This is a genomic window from Sphingomonas yunnanensis (assembly GCF_019898765.1).
In the GTDB taxonomy this organism is placed as follows: domain Bacteria; phylum Pseudomonadota; class Alphaproteobacteria; order Sphingomonadales; family Sphingomonadaceae; genus Sphingomonas; species Sphingomonas yunnanensis.
In genome coordinates, this window is sequence record NZ_JAIOKB010000004.1 from 100,068 (window position 1) to 116,046 (window position 15,979).

General features: G+C 71.7%; 13 protein-coding genes. 6 read left to right on the forward strand and 7 right to left on the reverse strand.

Annotated features, from left to right (window positions below):
- Window positions 1-26 precede the first annotated feature (26 nt).
- The 4 genes from K7957_RS12570 to K7957_RS12585 all read right to left on the reverse strand — a co-directional run bounded on the left by K7957_RS12570 (window position 27) and on the right by K7957_RS12585 (window position 5,459).
- Window positions 27-3,419 (reverse strand): chromosome segregation SMC family protein, encoded by a 3,393-nt coding sequence (locus tag K7957_RS12570; protein ID WP_223012359.1) that lies wholly within the window; start codon window positions 3,417-3,419, stop codon window positions 27-29.
- 29 nt (window positions 3,420-3,448) lie between these two features.
- A complete protein-coding gene (locus tag K7957_RS12575; protein ID WP_223012360.1) occupies window positions 3,449-4,207 on the reverse strand; it encodes a thioredoxin domain-containing protein in 759 nt (252 codons plus the stop codon).
- Window positions 4,208-4,272: 65 nt separating this feature from the next.
- A complete protein-coding gene (locus tag K7957_RS12580) occupies window positions 4,273-4,950 on the reverse strand; it encodes a thioredoxin domain-containing protein (RefSeq protein WP_223012361.1) in 678 nt (225 codons plus the stop codon).
- Window positions 4,947-5,459 carry a DUF721 domain-containing protein gene (locus tag K7957_RS12585; protein ID WP_223012362.1) on the reverse strand — a complete coding sequence of 171 codons (513 nt, stop codon included), beginning with the start codon at window positions 5,457-5,459 and terminating at the stop codon, window positions 4,947-4,949. The genes K7957_RS12580 and K7957_RS12585 overlap by 4 nt, the downstream gene beginning before the upstream one ends.
- A gap of 26 nt (window positions 5,460-5,485) precedes the next feature.
- Between K7957_RS12585 and K7957_RS12590 the strand changes: the two genes are divergently transcribed.
- Genes K7957_RS12590 through nudC form a run of 3 tightly spaced genes read left to right on the forward strand, consistent with a single transcriptional unit; the run spans window position 5,486 to window position 8,741 of the window.
- Window positions 5,486-6,529 (forward strand): A/G-specific adenine glycosylase, encoded by a 1,044-nt coding sequence (locus K7957_RS12590; protein ID WP_223012363.1) that lies wholly within the window; start codon window positions 5,486-5,488, stop codon window positions 6,527-6,529.
- On the forward strand, window positions 6,526-7,878 hold the full coding sequence (locus K7957_RS12595) for a serine hydrolase domain-containing protein (RefSeq protein WP_223012364.1): 1,353 nt from the start codon (window positions 6,526-6,528) through the stop codon (window positions 7,876-7,878). The genes K7957_RS12590 and K7957_RS12595 overlap by 4 nt, the downstream gene beginning before the upstream one ends.
- Window positions 7,875-8,741 carry an NAD(+) diphosphatase gene (nudC, locus tag K7957_RS12600; protein ID WP_223012365.1) on the forward strand — a complete coding sequence of 289 codons (867 nt, stop codon included), beginning with the start codon at window positions 7,875-7,877 and terminating at the stop codon, window positions 8,739-8,741. Before K7957_RS12595 ends, nudC begins: the two co-directional genes overlap by 4 nt.
- 468 nt (window positions 8,742-9,209) lie before the next feature.
- Here the strand turns inward: nudC and K7957_RS12605 are convergent, their stop codons facing one another.
- Together K7957_RS12605 and K7957_RS12610 are read right to left on the reverse strand one after the other, a co-directional pair.
- Window positions 9,210-11,324: a S9 family peptidase gene (locus tag K7957_RS12605; RefSeq protein WP_223012366.1), complete on the reverse strand. Its 2,115-nt coding sequence runs from the start codon at window positions 11,322-11,324 to the stop codon at window positions 9,210-9,212.
- 71 nt (window positions 11,325-11,395) lie between these two features.
- Window positions 11,396-12,286, reverse strand: coding sequence for a prephenate dehydratase (locus K7957_RS12610; RefSeq protein ID WP_223012367.1), 891 nt, complete (start codon window positions 12,284-12,286; stop codon window positions 11,396-11,398).
- Window positions 12,287-12,391: 105 nt separating this feature from the next.
- Here K7957_RS12610 and K7957_RS12615 point away from each other — a divergent pair, with 105 nt between their 5' ends.
- A complete protein-coding gene (locus tag K7957_RS12615) occupies window positions 12,392-13,096 on the forward strand; it encodes a c-type cytochrome (protein WP_223012368.1) in 705 nt (234 codons plus the stop codon).
- A gap of 183 nt (window positions 13,097-13,279) precedes the next feature.
- Here K7957_RS12615 and K7957_RS12620 read toward each other — a convergent pair whose 3' ends face one another.
- Window positions 13,280-14,425: a Gfo/Idh/MocA family protein gene (locus tag K7957_RS12620; protein WP_223012369.1), complete on the reverse strand. Its 1,146-nt coding sequence runs from the start codon at window positions 14,423-14,425 to the stop codon at window positions 13,280-13,282.
- A 112-nt stretch (window positions 14,426-14,537) separates the two neighbouring features.
- On the opposite strand from K7957_RS12620, the gene K7957_RS12625 reads away from it, so the two are divergent.
- Window positions 14,538-14,915, forward strand: coding sequence for a c-type cytochrome (locus tag K7957_RS12625; protein WP_183942629.1), 378 nt, complete (start codon window positions 14,538-14,540; stop codon window positions 14,913-14,915).
- 14 nt (window positions 14,916-14,929) lie between these two features.
- Entirely contained in the window at window positions 14,930-15,970 is a 1,041-nt protein-coding gene (locus tag K7957_RS12630) for a sugar phosphate isomerase/epimerase family protein (protein ID WP_223012586.1), read from the forward strand.
- Window positions 15,971-15,979: the final 9 nt, after the last annotated feature.

The window sequence follows — 15,979 nt, forward strand, 5'->3', positions numbered from 1 at the left end:
TGAAGCGGAAGCGCATCCGCCATTCCTCACTCCGCCGCGAGCAGCGCCGCCGCCTGCAGGTCGACCGACACTAGCCGGCTCACGCCGCGCTCCACCATCGTCACCCCGAACAGGCGGTGCATGCGGCTCATCGTCACCGCATTGTGCGTCACGATCAGATAGCGCGTGTCCGTCTCGCGGCTCATCTGCTCGAGCAGGTCGCAGAAGCGCTCGATATTGGCGTCATCGAGCGGGGCGTCGACCTCGTCGAGCACGCAGATCGGTGCCGGGTTGGTGAGGAACAGGCCGAAGATCAGTGCCACGGCGGTCAGCGCCTGCTCGCCGCCCGATAGCAGGGTGAGCGACTGGAGCCGCTTGCCCGGCGGCTGCGCCATGATCTCGAGCCCGGCCTCGAGCGGATCGTCCGAGTCGACCAGCGCCAGATGCGCCTGGCCGCCGTCGAACAAGGTGGTGAACAGCCGTCGGAAATGGCCGTTGACCGCCTCGAAGGCGGCGAGCAGCCGCTGTCGGCCCTCGCGATTGAGCGTGCCGATCGAGCCGCGCAGCCGGTTGACCGCCTGACCAAGCTCCTCGCGCTCGGCCGCGGTGGCGGCGCCGCTCGCCTCCAGCTCCTCCAGCTCGCGCTCCGCGACGAGATTGACCGGGCCGAGCCGCTCACGGTCGAGCGTCAGCCGCTCGTGCGCGCTCGATTCGTCCTGCGGCGAGCCGACATCGGCCGAGGCGAAGCCGATCTTCTCCGGCAGCACCGGCGCGGGGCATTCGAAGCGCTCGCCCGACACGCGCCCCATCTCGACGCGGCGCAGCTCGTGGTTCTCGGCGCGGGCGGTGGCGCCGGCGCGGGCCTCTCGCGCGGTGGCGTGCGCCTCGGCGGCGCGGGCGTGCGCGGTGTCGGCCTCGCGCAGCGCGGTCTCGGCGGCGCGCTCCTCGGCCTGGGTCGACTCGGCGGCGGCGCGCGCCGCGGTCACCTCCCGATCCAGGTCGGCGATCTCGGCGGCGAGCGCGTCGGGGCGCGCGGCGAGCCCGGTAAGCTCGCGTTCCAGGTCGCCGGCTCGCTGGTCCATGTCGGCGATGCGCTTGGCCGCCTCGCCGGCGCGTGTTCGCCAGCCCTGCGCCTCGCTCTTGCCCGCGGCGCGGCGCTCGCGCGCGTCGGTCAGCTCGCGCTCGCGCGTCGCGCGGTCGGCGCGCGCCAGCGCCACCTTGGCGCGCGCCGCCTCGGCCTCGCCGCGTAGCCGAGCGGTCTCGCCCGCCGCTGTCGCCCCGTCGGGCAGCGCGGCGAGCGTATCGGCGGCGCGCTCCTGCTCGGCGAAGGCCTCGGCCGCCTCGGCGGTGACCCGCTCGGCGCGCTGTGCGAGATCGGTCCGCTGCCCGGCGAGCCGTTCGAGCTGCGCCGCGGCGCGGTCCTCGTCGCGCTGTGCCGCGCGGACGTCGGTCTCGCCCTGGGAGAGCAGCCCGCGCGAGGACTGCGCCGCGGCGCGCGCGCGGGCGATACGCTCGTCGATCTGCGTGCGGCGCTGCGTCGCGCGCCCCACCGCCGCCTCGGCCGCTGGCCGCTCTGCCTCGAGGGCGGTGAGGCGGTTGCGGCGCTCCAGCCGCTCCGCCGCGGCGACGCCGCCGCTGGTGCTGACATAACCGTCCCAGCGCCGCACGCGCCCCTCGCGGGTCACGAGCCGCTGGCCGGGGCGGAGCGGTTGCGCCGAGTCGGTCTCCACCAGGAACACCTGCGACAGCCGCCGCTCCAGCTCGGGCGGCGCGGTGACCCGCGCGGCGAGCGGCAGCGTGCCGATCGGGGCGGGGGGATCGTCCTCACCGAGCGGCGAGCCGTGCCAGTCGGCCAGCGCGGTCTCGAGCTCGTCGCCGAGCGCGGCGGCGAGCGCGCGCTCGAAGCCGGGCTCAGCGCTGACCGAGTCGAGCAGTTTCTCACCCTTCTGTTCGATCGCGCGCGCGAGCGCCGCCGCCTCGCCGTCGAGCGCGGCCAGCGCCGCCAACGCGGTGGCGCGCGCGGCCTCGGCCGGATCGCGCTCCTCGCGCGCCTCGGCCTCGCTCGTCTCGGCCCAGTCGAGCGCGGCGCGCGCCTTGGCGACGCGCCCCTGCGCGTCGGTCTGCGCCGCGCGCGCGGCGTCACGCGCCGCCTCCAGCGTGGCGGGATCGTCGAGCGCCTCGATCGCCTCGGCCAGCCGCATCGCCTCGCGCCGCGCGCGCTCGTGGCGCGCCGCGGCGGCGACGTGCGCGGCGGCGGCGACGCGGCGCTCGGCCGCCTCCGCCGCCTCGGCCGACAGGGCCTGGGCGAGCGCCACCTCGACGTCGCGCGCGTGGCGTTCCGCCTCCGCGAGCGCGGCGTCGAGCGCCGGCAAAGCACCGCTGCCCTCGGCGACGCGGCGGTCGAGCGTCTCGGCCTCGGCGGCGATCCGATCGAGCGCGGCGGCCGCGTCGTGCGCGAGCGAGTCCTCGCGCGCGCGGTCCTCGCCGATGCGGCGGCGCGACGCCTCCATTTCGGCCAGCCGGCGCTGCACGCCGAGGCGCTGCTCGCGCGCGCGCGTCAGCTGGTGTGCGAGCTCGCCGGCGCGGTCGCGCGCCGCCAGTGCGGCGGCGCGCGCGGCGGAGACCTGTTCCGCGGCGGCGCGCTGCGCGGCCAGCGTCGCCTGCTCCGCCGCGGTGGCGACGGCGACCTGCGCCGCGGCGGCGTCGGCCTCCTGCTTGGCGGCGGTCGCGGCGGCGGCGGCGTCGCGCCAGCGCGCGAAGATCATTCGCGCCTCGGCCAGCCGGATCTGCTCTGACAGTAGCCGGTAGCGCTCGGCGGCGCGCGCCTGGCGGCGCAGCGCGGCGATGCGCGTGCCCTGGTCCGCCATCAGCTCGTCGAGCCGCGCTAGGTTGGTCTCGGTCGCGCGCAGCCGCGCCTCCGCGTCCTTGCGGCGGACGTGGAGCCCGGCGATGCCCGCGGCCTCCTCCAGCATCGCGCGGCGCTCGCCCGGCTTGGCCGCGATCACCGCGCCGATGCGGTTCTGGCTGACCAGGGCGGGGGAGTGCGCGCCGGTCGCGGCGTCGGCGAAGAGGAGTTGGACGTCCTTGGCGCGGACGTCGCGTCCGTCGAGCCGATACGCCGAGCCGGCGCCGCGCTCGATCCGGCGGACGATCTCGCGCTCCTGCGCGCCGTCGGGCGCGTCGATCTCGGCGAGCAGCGCCACCTCGGCGAAGTCGCGCGGCGGCCGCGTCGCGGTGCCGGCGAAGATCACGTCCTCCATGCCGGCGCCGCGCATCGACCGGGCGCTGTTCTCGCCCATCGTCCAGCGCAGCGCCTCGAGCAGGTTGGACTTGCCGCAGCCGTTGGGGCCGACCACCCCGGTCAGACCCGCTTCGATGCGCAGGTCGGCGGGGTCGACGAAGCTCTTGAAGCCGGTCAGCCGCAGCCGCTTGATGCGCATCGAGGGTCAGCCCCGCGTCATGCTCGGAGTCAGGCGCCCGCGGACTTGAGCGCGGTCTCGATCGCCTGCCAGGTGACGCTGTTGTCGAGTTTGCGGCCGTTGAGGAAGAAGGTGGGCGTTCCGGTGACGTCCTGCTTCTCGGTGGCGTCCTGCGTCATCTTGGTCAGCGCCTCGATCGCCTTGGGATCGTTGAGGCAGGCGCGCGCCTGCGCCTCGGTGATGCCGCGCTGCTTGACGAACTCGACATAGCCCATCTTGTCCGCCCAGCCGTTCGCGACCTGCGCTGGCGTGGCGCTCTGCGTCGACTGGAGGAATGACTGGTCCTGCGCCGCCTTCATCTGCGCGTCGAGGAACTTCGGCTGGTCGACGTACATCTGCTCGAGGATCGGGAAGAACGGCGCGGCGCCGGCGCAGCGGCCGAGCAGCGAGGCCGCGAAGTCGGGCGGGCCGTGCACCAGGAAGTCGCGGAACTCATACGAGACCTTGCCGGTCTTGACGTAATTCTCCTCGAGCGGGCGCATGCCAGTCTGGCCGAACGCGCCGCAGGTGGGACAGGTGCGCGAGCCATACTCGACCAGCTTGAGCGGCGCGTCGGGATTGCCCATGACATAGCCGCCCTCGGGAGTCTGGCGAACCTGCTGGGTCCAGTCCGAGCCCGCGGGCGCGGCGACCGCCTTGACCGAGCCGGCCGGCGCGCTGGGGGCGCTGCCGTTGCCGTCACCGCCGCTGCCGCAGCCGGCGAGCAGCGCCGCGGCGGTGAAGAGCAGGGGAGATGCGAGACGCTTCATTCGGTCACTCCGTTGATAAGACCGTATAGTTGTCATGTAATCCTCCCCTTGCAGGGGAGCTTTCCTCACCGCGCGCCGGCCGTGCGCAACTGCGGCTCGAGCTGCGCCCAGCCGACATTCTCGATCAGCCTGCCGTTGATCTCGAAGGCGGGCGTGCCCTTGACCTTGCTGGTCGCCTCGGAGCCAGCGATGGCGCGCTTCACCTGCGCGTCGGTGGTGAAGCAGGCGTCGATCGCCGCGGCGGGCGCGCCGGCCTGTTTGGCGATCGCATCCAGCCCGGCGCCCTGCGCGACGGCCTTGAGCTGGTCCAGCTGCGGCCAGGACGCGATGCGCGCGCGATTGCCCTCGCTCCACGAAGCGCCGCGCTCGTACCATTCCTCCTGCTTGACGTAGAACGCCTCGTGCAGCGCGGGGAAGGCGGCGGGACCCGCGCAGCGCGCCAGCGTCGCCGCGGCGAGGTCGATCCCGTCGTGGATCTGGTTGCGCACCTCGACGCTGGTCGAGCCCGAACGCACCATCGCGCCAAGTGTCGCGCGCGACTCGGCGGCGAAATGACCGCAGTGCGGGCAGGTGTAGCTGACGTACTCGACCAGCTTCACCCGAGCCTTGGGGTTGCCGATCAGGTAGCTGCCCGTCGCTACCGGGGTTGCCACCGCGGTCCAGGGACGCGGCGCGGCGGCGCCGGCGGCGGTGCCGAGTGCGAGCGCGGCGAGCGGCAGCAGGAGCGAGCGGAAACGGGTCATCGTACCTTCGGCAGCGCGGGAGGATTGGCAGCGACGCCCGAGGCGAGCGCCTCGAGCACCGCCTTGAGCTCGGGATCGGCGATCGACTTGAGGCTGCTCCCCAGCTCGGGCGCGGGGGCGAGCGACGGCGGCGCGCGGCGCTCCGGGCGCTTCGTCACCTCGCCGTGGCGGATCGCGACCTTGCACACCGCGGCATAGCCGAAGAAGCGGTTGACCCGCTCGATGATCTCCACCGTCAGGTGGCTCATCATCGGCGCGTGCGCGCCGCGGACGGTGAGCGTGAGCGTGCCGTCCTGCTTCTTGCCGACCGGGAAGCGGATCGACTCGGGCGTGCTCGCGGCGGCGAGCTTCTCGCCGACGATGTCGGGCCAGCGCGACACGATCGCGGACTGAACGAAGCCGAAGCGCCGGAACGCCGCACCGCCGACCGCGGGCAGCAGCTCGGCGACCTGGCGCGACCGGTTCTGCCGCTCGGGAGGTTGATCGGAGACGCGAGGGCGCTTGCTCATTCCCGCCCCCATGCCATAGCCGGGGCATGGACGCCAAGCGCGCGATCACTGCCGCCAAGCCCTTGCTACACTGGTATGACCGCCACCGCCGCGCGCTGCCGTGGCGCGTGCTGCCGGGCGAGACGCCCGATCCCTATCGAGTCTGGCTGAGCGAGGTGATGCTGCAGCAGACGACCGTGGCGACGGTGCGCCCGCGCTTCGCTGCCTGGGTGGCGCGCTGGCCGAGCTTCGCCGACCTCGCCGCGGCGGACGAGGCCGATGTGATGGCGGCCTGGGCGGGACTCGGCTATTACGCCCGCGCGCGCAACCTGCTCGCCGCGGCGCGCGCGATCGCGGCCGAGCATGGCGGCGCGCTGCCCGACACCGAGGAAGCGCTCCGCGCGTTGCCGGGCTTCGGCGATTATACCGCCGCCGCCGTCGCAGCGATCGCCTTCGGGCGGCGCGCGGTGGTGGTGGACGCCAATGTCGAGCGCGTCGTGGCGCGGCTGTTCGCGATCGACGTGCCGCTGCCGGGCGGTCGCCGTGCGATCCGCGCCGCCGCAGCGACGATCACGCCCGACGCGCGCGCCGGCGATTACGCGCAGGCGATGATGGACCTCGGCTCGGCGATCTGCACCCCGCGCAAGCCGCGTTGCCTGCTCTGCCCGCTCGCCGATCGATGCGCGGCGCTCGCGCTCGGCACGCCCGAGGCCTTGCCGGTCAAGAAGCCCAAGGCGGCGCGACCGCACCGCTACGGCACGATCTTCTGGCTCGAGCGGGATGGCCACGTGCTGCTGGTGCGCCGCCCGGAGAAGGGGCTGCTCGGCGGCATGCGCGCGCTGCCGACCGGCCCGTGGGAGCTTGCGCCGCCGGGGCTGCGCGACGCACCAGCCGAGGCGGCGTGGCGCGTGCTGGAGCGACGAGTCGAGCACGGCTTCACGCATTTCACGCTGGACCTGGACGTGGCGGTCGCCGACACCGAGCGCGCGACCAACCTGGGTGAGTGGTGGCCGGTCGCGACACTGGACGAGGCGGGGCTGCCGACCTTGTTCGCGAAGGCGGCAGCGGTGGCGAGGAGCAGACAGGCATGACGGTGTTCCGGTGGTTCGGTACGGCAGCGCTCGCCGCGCTGGTGGCGGCGACCCAGCTCTCGGCGCAGCGGGCGCCGGCGCCGCGTCCGCAGACCGCGTCTCCCGCGCCGGGGACGAGCGCGCTCCAGGGCCTGCCCGGCGCGCAGATCCTTCCGACAACCCAGGCGCTGTTCGACGGTTATGTCCGCGACAGGAAGATGCCTGGCATCGTCGGTGCCTTCGGGCTGGGCGACCTGCCGACCGTGTTCGTCAGCGCCGGCACTGTCGCGACCGACCCGGGCGCGCAGCCGGCCGGCCCTGATTCGCTGTGGCGCGTCTACTCGATGACCAAGCCGATCACCGGCATGGCGGCTATGCTGCTGGTCGAGGAGGGCAGGCTGTCGCTCGACGACCCGCTCTCGAAGTATTTCCCCGGCTTCGCGCACATGAAGGTGCTGACCAGCCCGGACACATCGCTGGAGACGCGGCCGGCGCGCGCGCCGATCACGATCCGCGAGCTGATGACGCACAGCTCCGGCATCGGCTATCAGATCAACGCCCAGGGGCCGCTGCTCAAGGAATATGAGCGGCTTGGCCTCGTCCCTTTCTCCGCCAACGCGCAGACCGAGGCGGTGGCGCGCAAGACGCGGCCGGCCTCGCTGATCGCCTTCGCCGAGCGCGTGGCGCAGGCGCCGCTCGTCGCCGAGCCGGGCACGACCTGGCATTATTCGATGGGGCTCGACGTGCTCGCCGCGGTGATCGAGAAGGTCTCCGGGCAGAAGTTCGAGCGCTTCGTCCACGCGCGTATCCTCGATCCGCTCGGCATGAGCGCGACCGACTTTCAGGTCGCGCCCGGCAACGTCGCGCGCTTCGCCACCAACTACGCCTTCGCGGGCGACCAGCTGATCCCGCTCGACCCCGCCGCGCGCTCGGTGTTCCTCCAGCCGCCCAGCTTCCCCTACGGCGGCGCCGGGCTGGTCGCGTCGGCACGCGACTATGACCGTTTCCTTCACATGCTGCAGGACGCGGGCACGCTCGACGGCGTGACGATCATGAAGCCCGAGACGGCGCGCCTGGCGATGTCGAACCTGCTGCCGCCGGGGGTCAGCTATAAGAACAAGGAAGGCGTGGCGCAGGGCTTCGGCGCGGGCGGGGTAGTGTATCTCGCCGACGAGGCCGGCGGCGCGTCCAAGGGCAGCTATGGCTGGGGCGGCGCGGCGGGGACGGTGGCGATCGTCGATCCCGCGCGGCGTTTCAGGGGGACGATCATGGTCAACTACTTCCCGGGGGAGCGCTATCCGCTGGCCAAGGAGACGTTCGCGGCGCTGGCGCGCGACGCGGCGCGGCTCCACCCCGGCGTGCCGCGGTGATCGCGACCGGCTTCACCGGCGGCACGCTCGATCGCGCCGACGCCCTGCGCCACGACGCCGAGGGCCTCGCCGCGGCGGCTGCAGACCCGGCGGCGCGGTTGCTGGTGCTCGAGTCGTTCGAGCCGGTGGTGGGCGAGGGCGGCGCGCTGGCCTGGGCGCCGCTGTCCGCCGCGCCGAGCGACGCCGAGCTCGTGCTGCTCGGACTGGACGCGGGGATGCCGCGCTTCGCCGCAGTCGTTCCCGGCGCGGGTACCCCGCCGCCGTTCCGCTCGCCCAGCCTTTTCGGCCTGCTCGACCAGCTGCGCGGGGGCGAGGCGGCGACCTTCGCGGCGGCGCGCTCGCTGCTCGACTGGCACGCGCGGCACCGCTTCTGTGCTAATTGCGGCAGCGCCACCGCGCTGTTCCGCGCCGGCTGGGGACGGCGCTGCCCGACCTGCTTGGCCGAGCATTTCCCGCGCGTCGACCCGGTCGTGATCATGCTGGCGGAACATGACGGCCGCGCTTTGGTGGGGCGGCAGCCGAGCTGGCCCGTGGGGCGCTACTCCGCGCTGGCCGGCTTCCTCGAGCCGGGCGAGTCGATCGAGGAGGCGGTGGCGCGCGAGATCGCGGAGGAGGCGGGCGTCCGCGTGGGCGACGTCCGCTACGTTGCGAGCCAGCCGTGGCCGTTCCCGTCCCAGCTGATGATCGCCTGCATCGCGCAGGCGGCCGATGACACGATCACGCTCGACGCCAACGAGCTGGAGCATGCGATGTGGGTCACCCGCGACGAGGTGCGCGCCGCGCTCGCGGGCGAGGCAGGCCGTTTCGTCGCGCCGCCATCCTACGCGATCGCGCACACGCTGCTGCGGGCATGGGCGGGCTGACCGCGCCGGGCGTGTGTGTTCGCGCGGAGACGCGAAGAAGGGTGGTTCACGCGGAGACGTTGAGGCGCGGCGAGGTGAAGAAGGCCCGTAGCGCCTGTTCAAGTGGCTGCTGCGAGCGCGTTCGACGGTGGGCTGGGCGACGGCGCTCTCTTGTCAGGAGCGCTTCAAGGTTGCTCGACTCACGCGTCCCCTCGCCGTGTTCCGGCGAAAGCCGGAACCCAGGGCCAAGCAGAACAACCTTCGATGGAGTGTGTGGCACTGGGCTCCTGCTCGCGCAGGAGCACGGGACAGAATGCCACCACCATCCTGTTGTCAGGGGCGACGCTCGTCCCAAACGGTACACCTCCGCGTCGCCGCGCCTCCGCGTGGACCACCCTTCTTCGCGTCTCCGTGTCACCGCGTGAACCAACCCGCCACCGCCTCGGCAGGCGAGACGCAGCGGATCGGGCGGAACGCAACCGTCTTCCCTCAGTCCGGCACCTTCAACCGCTGCAGCGCGAACGCCTGCCACTCCGCACCCTGGCGGTAGCGCTCGAACCGCCCCGACTTGCCGCCGTGTCCCGCCTCCATGTTGACGCGATAGACCAAAGGCGCGTCGCCGGTCTTCAGCTCGCGCAGCCGCGCGACCCATTTGGTCGGCTCGTAATATTGCACCTGGCTGTCCCACAGCCCGGTGCTGACATACATCGCCGGATAGGCCTTTGCCGCGACATTGTCGTAGGGCGAGTAGCTCAGCATGTAATCGTAATAGGGCTTCTGCGCGGGGTTGCCCCATTCGTCATATTCGAAGGTGGTCAGCGGGATCGAGGAGTCGAGCATCGTCGTCACCACGTCGACGAACGGCACCTGCGCGATGATCAGCGCGTAATCCTGCGGCGCCATGTTGGCGACCGCGCCCATCAGCAGGCCGCCCGCGCTGCCGCCCATCGCCGCCACCCGGCCCGGCGCGGCATATTTCTGCGCGACAAGGTAGCGGGTGACGTCGACGAAGTCGGTGAAGCTGTTCTTCTTGTGCAGCAGATGGCCGTCGTCGTACCAGCCGCGCCCCATCTCCTGGCCACCGCGGATATGGGCGAGCGCGTAGACCACGCCGCGATCGAGCATCGCGATCCGCGCCGGGTCGACCGCCGGATCCATCGACAGGCCGTAGCTGCCATAGGCATATTGGAAGAGCGGCGCGGTGCCGTCGCGCCTCACGCCCTTGCGGTACACCACCGAGACCGGGACCTTGGTGCCGTCGCGCGCGGTCGCCCACACTCGCTCGGTGACGTAGTTGGACGAGTCGTAGCCGGGCACAGGCGCGACCTTGAGTACGCGCCGCTCGCCTGTCCTCGCGTTGACCTCATAGGTGGTCGTCGGCGTCACGAGCGAGGCGTATGTGTAGCGCACCCAGTCGGTGTCGGGCTCGGCGTTGACCGCCAGCTCCATCTGATAGGCCGGCTCGTCGGCCTTCACCGGTGCCGAGCGGCGATCGCTCAGCAGGCGGATCATGCGGTTGCCGCCCTCACGCTGGTCGAGCGCGATGAAGCCGCGGAACGGCTTGAAGTCCTCGATGAAGACGCTGTCGCTCGCCGGCGTCAGGTCACGCCAGGCGGTGACGCCGCGGGCGAGCTCCCCGTCCGCGACGGTGACGAGCTTGTAGTTGCGCGCGTCGCGGTTGGTGCGGATGATCCAGCGGTCACCCATGTGATCCGCGCCGTAGCGGAACTCGCGCGCGCGCGGCGCCACCAGTTCGAACCGGGTCGGCGCCGCGGCGCGCGCGCAGCGCTGCTCGTCGCTCACCGTGGCGGACACGCCGATGCAGAGGAAGCGATCGTCGCTGGTACGGCTGATCCCCATCTGAAAGGTGTCGTCCTTCTCCTCGTAGACGAGGCGATCGGCGCTCACCGGCGTGCCGAGCACGTGCGCCATCACGCGATAGCCGCGCAGCGTCACCGGATCCTTGGCGATGTAGAAGAGCGTGCGGTTGTCGTCGGCCCAGACGAGGTTGGGCTCGACGTTGGTGATCGTGTCCGGCAGCAGCTGTCCGGTGGAAAGGTCCTTGACCTGGAGCACATATTGCCGTCGGCCGACGGTGTCCTCCGCATAGGCCACCAACCGGTTGTCCTGGCTCACCGACCAGTCGCTCAGCGCGAAGAAACTATGCCCCTTCGCCATCGCGGGCTGGTCGAACAGCACCTCCGCGGTCGCGTCGGGCGCACCCTTGCGGCGCTCGACGATGGGATAGTCGGCGCCCGGCGTGAAGCGGGTCTGATAGTAATAGCCGCGCTCACGATAGGGGACGCTGCTGTCGTCCTGTTTGATATGGCTCACCGTCTCGGCGTACAGTCTCTCCTGTAGCGGCTTGAGCGATGCCAGCGTGGCGTCCGCGTAGGCGTTCTCGGCGGCGAGATAGGCGAGCATCTCAGGGTTCTTGCGGCTATCATCGCGCAGCCAGTAATAATCGTCCTCGCGCGTGCCGTTGGGCGAGGTGATCTGGTGCGGCTTCTTCACGGCGCGCGGCGGCTGCGGAGCGGCCTGGGCCCAGGAGGGCAACGCCGCGACGGCGGTGAGCGCGGCGCCGGCCAGCAGCAAGGTCTTCATCACGCGTCGGTCCCCACCCATGGTCGTCGCGCCGCACGATAGGACCGGGCGCGGCGCGCGCAAGGGCGCGGTCAGCCGCGTCTGCGCGCCTGACGGTAGGAACCGAGCACGCGCAGGTGCTTGGCGTGGAAACCCAGTTCGGCCATCGCGCGGTCGAAGCCGGGCTCGCCCGGTCGCCCCTCGACGTCGGCGTAGAATTCGGTCGCGGCGAAGCTGCCGCCGCGCTGGTAGCTCTCCAGCTTGGTCATGTTGACGCCGTTCGTCGCGAAGCCGCCCATCGCCTTGTACAACGCCGCGGGCACGTTCTTCACCGCGAAGATGAAGGTCGTCATCCACGGTCCCTCGCCCTCGAGCGGTATGCCCTCGCGCGCCAACGTGACGAAGCGGGTCATGTTGTGGTCGGCGTCGGCGATGTCGGTGGCGAGCAGTTCGAGCCCGTAGATCGCCGCCGCGCCGGGCGGGGCGAGCGCGGCGACGCTGGGGTCGCGCAGCTCGGCCACCACCGCGGCGGCGCCAGCCGTGTCCGGGTAGCTCACCGGCGCGATGCCGTGCGCCTTGAGCCAGTGACGGCACTGGCCGAGCGCCTGGGGATGGCTCATCGCGCTGGTCACCGCGTCGCGCGGGCCGAGGCCGATCAGCGCGTGGCGGATCGGCAGGAAATGCTCGCCGATGATCACCAGGCCGGACTCCGGCAGCAGGAAGTGGATGTCGGCGACGCGGCCGTGCAGCGAATTCTCGATCGGGATCAGCGCGCGCGCGGCGCGTCCCTGCTTCACCGCGTCGAGCGCGTCGTCGAAGCTGAAGCAGGGCAGCGGGAGCGCGTCGGGAAGGGCCTCGCGCACCGCGACATGGCTGTTGGCGCCGGGCGCGCCCTGGAAGGCGACGGCGTCCCCGGGCGCGCGCGCGGCGGCCTCGGTCAGGCGTTCGACGATCGGTAAAGCGGGGGCGGCGTAGCTGTCCATCTCGGTTCCGGCGCGTAGAAGAGCGCGGCGCGCCGCTCAAGCGCTTGCGGTGCGGTGGCGGCTTTTCTATGGGTCGACCTAATTAGAGAGGGGCACACGGGCGACATGGACGATCGTAGCAACACGATTTTCGGCTGGGTCTTGGCGGGTGCCGGAGTCGCGCTGGGGCTCTCGATCGTCGGCAGCCAGGTCTTTCACGGCGAGCGCCCGGAGAAGATGGGCTATGCGATCGAGGGTGTCGAGGAGGCGGGCGGCGGTGGTGCCGCGGCCGAGGTGCCGATCGCCGCGCTGCTCGGCAGCGCCGATCCGGCCAAGGGCGCCGAGGTCTTCAAGAAGTGCGCCGCCTGCCACACGATCAACCAGGGTGGTGCCAACGGCATCGGCCCGAACCTGTACGCGACGCTGGGCGAGGGGATCGCGCAGGGGAAGGGCGGCTTCGCTTTCTCGGACGCGCTCAAGTCGGTCGGTGGCACCTGGGACTTCGATAAGATGAACGCCTGGCTCACCAGCCCGCGCAAGTTCGCCAATGGCACCAAGATGACCTTCGCCGGCCTGGGCAACCCGCAGGACCGCGCCAACGTCATCGCCTATCTGAACCAGCAGGGTTCGAACCTGCCGCTGCCCGCGGCACCCGCGGCTGGCGCGGCGCCGGCGGCGGGTGACCAGGCCGTTGCCAACGTTACCGAGAGCGCGAAGGGCGACACTGCCGACCTGTCGAACACCGGCACGCCGGCCTCGGGCGCGCCCTCGGTCGATCCCGCGGCCAAGGACAACAAGGCGCTCGGCGCCGAGCCGCCCGCCAAGCCCTGAGCCGAAGCGGGGGGGGCAGTAGGTCGCTCGACGGCGTCGTTGGCTTGAAGGTCGCGCCCCGCCCCCTTTCCCGCCTCAGGCGATATCACGGCCGGACTGACATTGCTCCGGCGAACGCAGGAGCCCAGGGCAACGAGGGGTAAGGTCCGCGGCCCTGGGCTCCTGCGTCCGCAGGAGCACGGTTCAGACCTCCCCCAGCGCGCTCCACTTCACGTCGGACTGCGCGTTGGCGACCACCGCCTCCACGAACGCCATGGTGCGCACGCCGTCGTCCACGCCGGGATACCACATCGCCGGTGACGCCGCGCGGATCGCGGCGGCGAAGCCGCGGTAGATGTTGGCGAAGGCCTCGATATAGCCCTCCGGGTGGCCGGCCGGCGTGCGCGTCCGGGCCGCGGCGCCCTCGCTCAGCGCCGGGCCGCCCGTGCGCAGAACCTCGACTGGCTTGTCGAGCCAGCGCAGCGTCAGCGTGTTGGGCTCCATCTGCGCCCAGTCGAGCCCGCCCAGTTCGCCGTGGACGCGCAGCCGCAGGCCGTTCTCGTCCCCCGCCGCGACCTGGCTGGCCTTGAGCACGCCGCGCGCGCCGCCCGCGAAGCGCAGCAGCACGCTGACGTCGTCATCGAGGCGGCGGCCGGCCACGTGCGTGGTCAGCTCGGCGCAGAGCGACTTCACCTTCAGCCCGGAGACGTGCTCGGCGAGCTGGAAGGCATGGGTGCCGATGTCGCCGAGGCAGCCGCCGAGGCCGGCGCGCGCCGGATCGGTGCGCCACTCGGCCTGCTTGTTGCCGTCGCGGTCGATCGCGCGCGCCAGCCAGCCCTGCGAATATTCCACCTGCACCAGCCGGATCGCGCCGAAGTCGCCGCGCTCGACACGCGCGCGCGCCTCCTCCACCAGCGGGTAGCCGCTGTAAGTGAAGGCGAGCGCATAGTGGCGTCCGCTCCGCTCCACCGCGGCGGCGATGGCCTTGGCTTCCTCCAGGTTGAGCGACATCGGCTTCTCGCAGATGACGTGGAAGCCAGCGTCGAGCGCGGCGATCGACATCGGCGCGTGGAGATGGTTCGGCGTCACGATCGCGACGGCGTCGACTCGCTCGTCCTCGGGCAACGCGCGCTCGGCGGCGAGCAGGTCCTCGAACGTGGCGTAGACCCGCGCCGGGTCGAGCCCTAGCGACTCGCCGCTGCGCGTGTTGCGCGCGGCGTCGCTGCTGAAGGCGCCCGCGACCAGCCGCCAGTCGCCGTCGACGCCCGCCGCCATGCGGTGGACCGCGCCGATGAAGGCGCCCTCGCCGCCGCCCAGCATCGCGAGCCGAAGTGCTTGCCGTTGCGCCATAGTTCATCTCTCCCGTCGCATTGTCCCACCGTGACGCAGCGTCACCAAGCGGGTTGATCCCCGCTTGTTTAGCGCTAAACATACGACAAACAACCAATTGGAGAGAGTCGCGATGAAGCTGATCGCCGGACTAGCCGCTCTTCCGGTCGTCGCTGCCGCGGCGATCGCCCTGATGCCCGCGCCCTTGGCGGCCCAGGCCGCCACGCCGCCGGCCTTCGCTGCGTGCAAGGCCTGCCACACGGTCGAGAAGGGCGGTCCCAACCGCATCGGTCCGAACCTCTACGGCGTCGTCGGCCGTCCCGCCGGCACCGCGCCTGGCTTCAACTATTCGGCCGCGCTCAAGGCATCGAAGCTGACCTGGGACGAGAAGTCGCTGAGCGAGTTCATCGCCGGGCCGAGCAAGAAGGTGCCGGGGACGCGCATGCCGATCGGCATGGCCGACCCGACGAAGCGCGCCGCCGTCATCGCCTATCTCAAGACGCTCAAGTGAGCGGCGCGGCGGCGATGCGCGGGCCGGGAGTGTTCCTCGCCCAGTTCATGGGTGAGGCGCCCTTCGACACGCTCGACAGCGCCGCGCGCTGGATGGCGGAGGCGGGCTATGCCGGCGTGCAGATCCCGACGTGGGACGCGCGCTGCATCGACCTGGAGCGCGCCGCTGAGAGCCAGACCTATGCCGACGAGCTGATCGGCCGCTGCCGCGAGGCGGGGGTGGAGATCACCGAGCTGTCGACTCACCTTCAGGGGCAGCTCGTCGCGGTCCATCCCGCCTATGACGAGCTGTTCGACGGCTTCGCGCCGCCCGAGCTGCGCGGCAAGCCGGCCGAGCGCCAGAAGTGGGCGGTCGAGCGGCTGCGGCTCGCCGCCAAGGCGAGCCGTCGCCTCGGGCTGAGCGCGCACGCGACCTTCTCGGGCGCCTTTGTCTGGGGCTTCGTCTATCCCTGGCCGCAACGTCCCGCCGGGCTGGTGGAAGAGGCGTTCGCCGAGCTGGGCCGGCGCTGGACCCCGATCCTCGACGCCTTCGAGGAAGAGGGGATCGACCTCTGTTTCGAGCTGCACCCCGGCGAGGACCTGCACGACGGCGTCACCTTCGAGCGCTTCCTCGACAAGGTCGACGGTCACCAGCGCGCCAACATCCTCTACGACCCCAGCCACATGGTGCTGCAGGCGATGGACTATCTCCAGTTCATCGACATCTATCACGAGCGCATCAAGATGTTTCACGTCAAGGACGCGGAGCTCAACCCGACCGGGCGCGCGGGCGTGTACGGCAGCTACTCGGACTGGGTCGATCGCCCTGGCCGCTTCCGCTCGCTCGGCGACGGGCAGGTCGATTTCGGCGGCATCTTCTCCAAGCTCACCCAGTACGATTACTCGGGCTGGGCGGTGCTGGAGTGGGAATGCGCGCTCAAGCACCCGCAGGACGGCGCACGCGAGGGAGCGCCGTTCATCGAGGCGCACATGATCCGACGTCCCGAGCACGCTTTCGACGATTTCGCCGGCGGCAGCGATCCGAGCGCCAACCGTCGCCTGCTCGGCCTCGGCTGATCCCGCACC

Coding starts and splice junctions, on each gene's coding strand:
- K7957_RS12570 (WP_223012359.1), bottom strand. CDS start 3,419: ATGCGCATCAAGCGGCTGCGGCTGACCGGCTTCAAGAGCTTCGTCGAC.
- K7957_RS12575 (WP_223012360.1), bottom strand. CDS start 4,207: ATGAAGCGTCTCGCATCTCCCCTGCTCTTCACCGCCGCGGCGCTGCTC.
- K7957_RS12580 (WP_223012361.1), bottom strand. CDS start 4,950: ATGACCCGTTTCCGCTCGCTCCTGCTGCCGCTCGCCGCGCTCGCACTC.
- K7957_RS12585 (WP_223012362.1), bottom strand. CDS start 5,459: ATGAGCAAGCGCCCTCGCGTCTCCGATCAACCTCCCGAGCGGCAGAAC.
- K7957_RS12590 (WP_223012363.1), top strand. CDS start 5,486: ATGGACGCCAAGCGCGCGATCACTGCCGCCAAGCCCTTGCTACACTGG.
- K7957_RS12595 (WP_223012364.1), top strand. CDS start 6,526: ATGACGGTGTTCCGGTGGTTCGGTACGGCAGCGCTCGCCGCGCTGGTG.
- K7957_RS12605 (WP_223012366.1), bottom strand. CDS start 11,324: ATGAAGACCTTGCTGCTGGCCGGCGCCGCGCTCACCGCCGTCGCGGCG.
- K7957_RS12610 (WP_223012367.1), bottom strand. CDS start 12,286: ATGGACAGCTACGCCGCCCCCGCTTTACCGATCGTCGAACGCCTGACC.
- K7957_RS12615 (WP_223012368.1), top strand. CDS start 12,392: ATGGACGATCGTAGCAACACGATTTTCGGCTGGGTCTTGGCGGGTGCC.
- K7957_RS12620 (WP_223012369.1), bottom strand. CDS start 14,425: ATGGCGCAACGGCAAGCACTTCGGCTCGCGATGCTGGGCGGCGGCGAG.
- K7957_RS12625 (WP_183942629.1), top strand. CDS start 14,538: ATGAAGCTGATCGCCGGACTAGCCGCTCTTCCGGTCGTCGCTGCCGCG.
- K7957_RS12630 (WP_223012586.1), top strand. CDS start 14,930: ATGCGCGGGCCGGGAGTGTTCCTCGCCCAGTTCATGGGTGAGGCGCCC.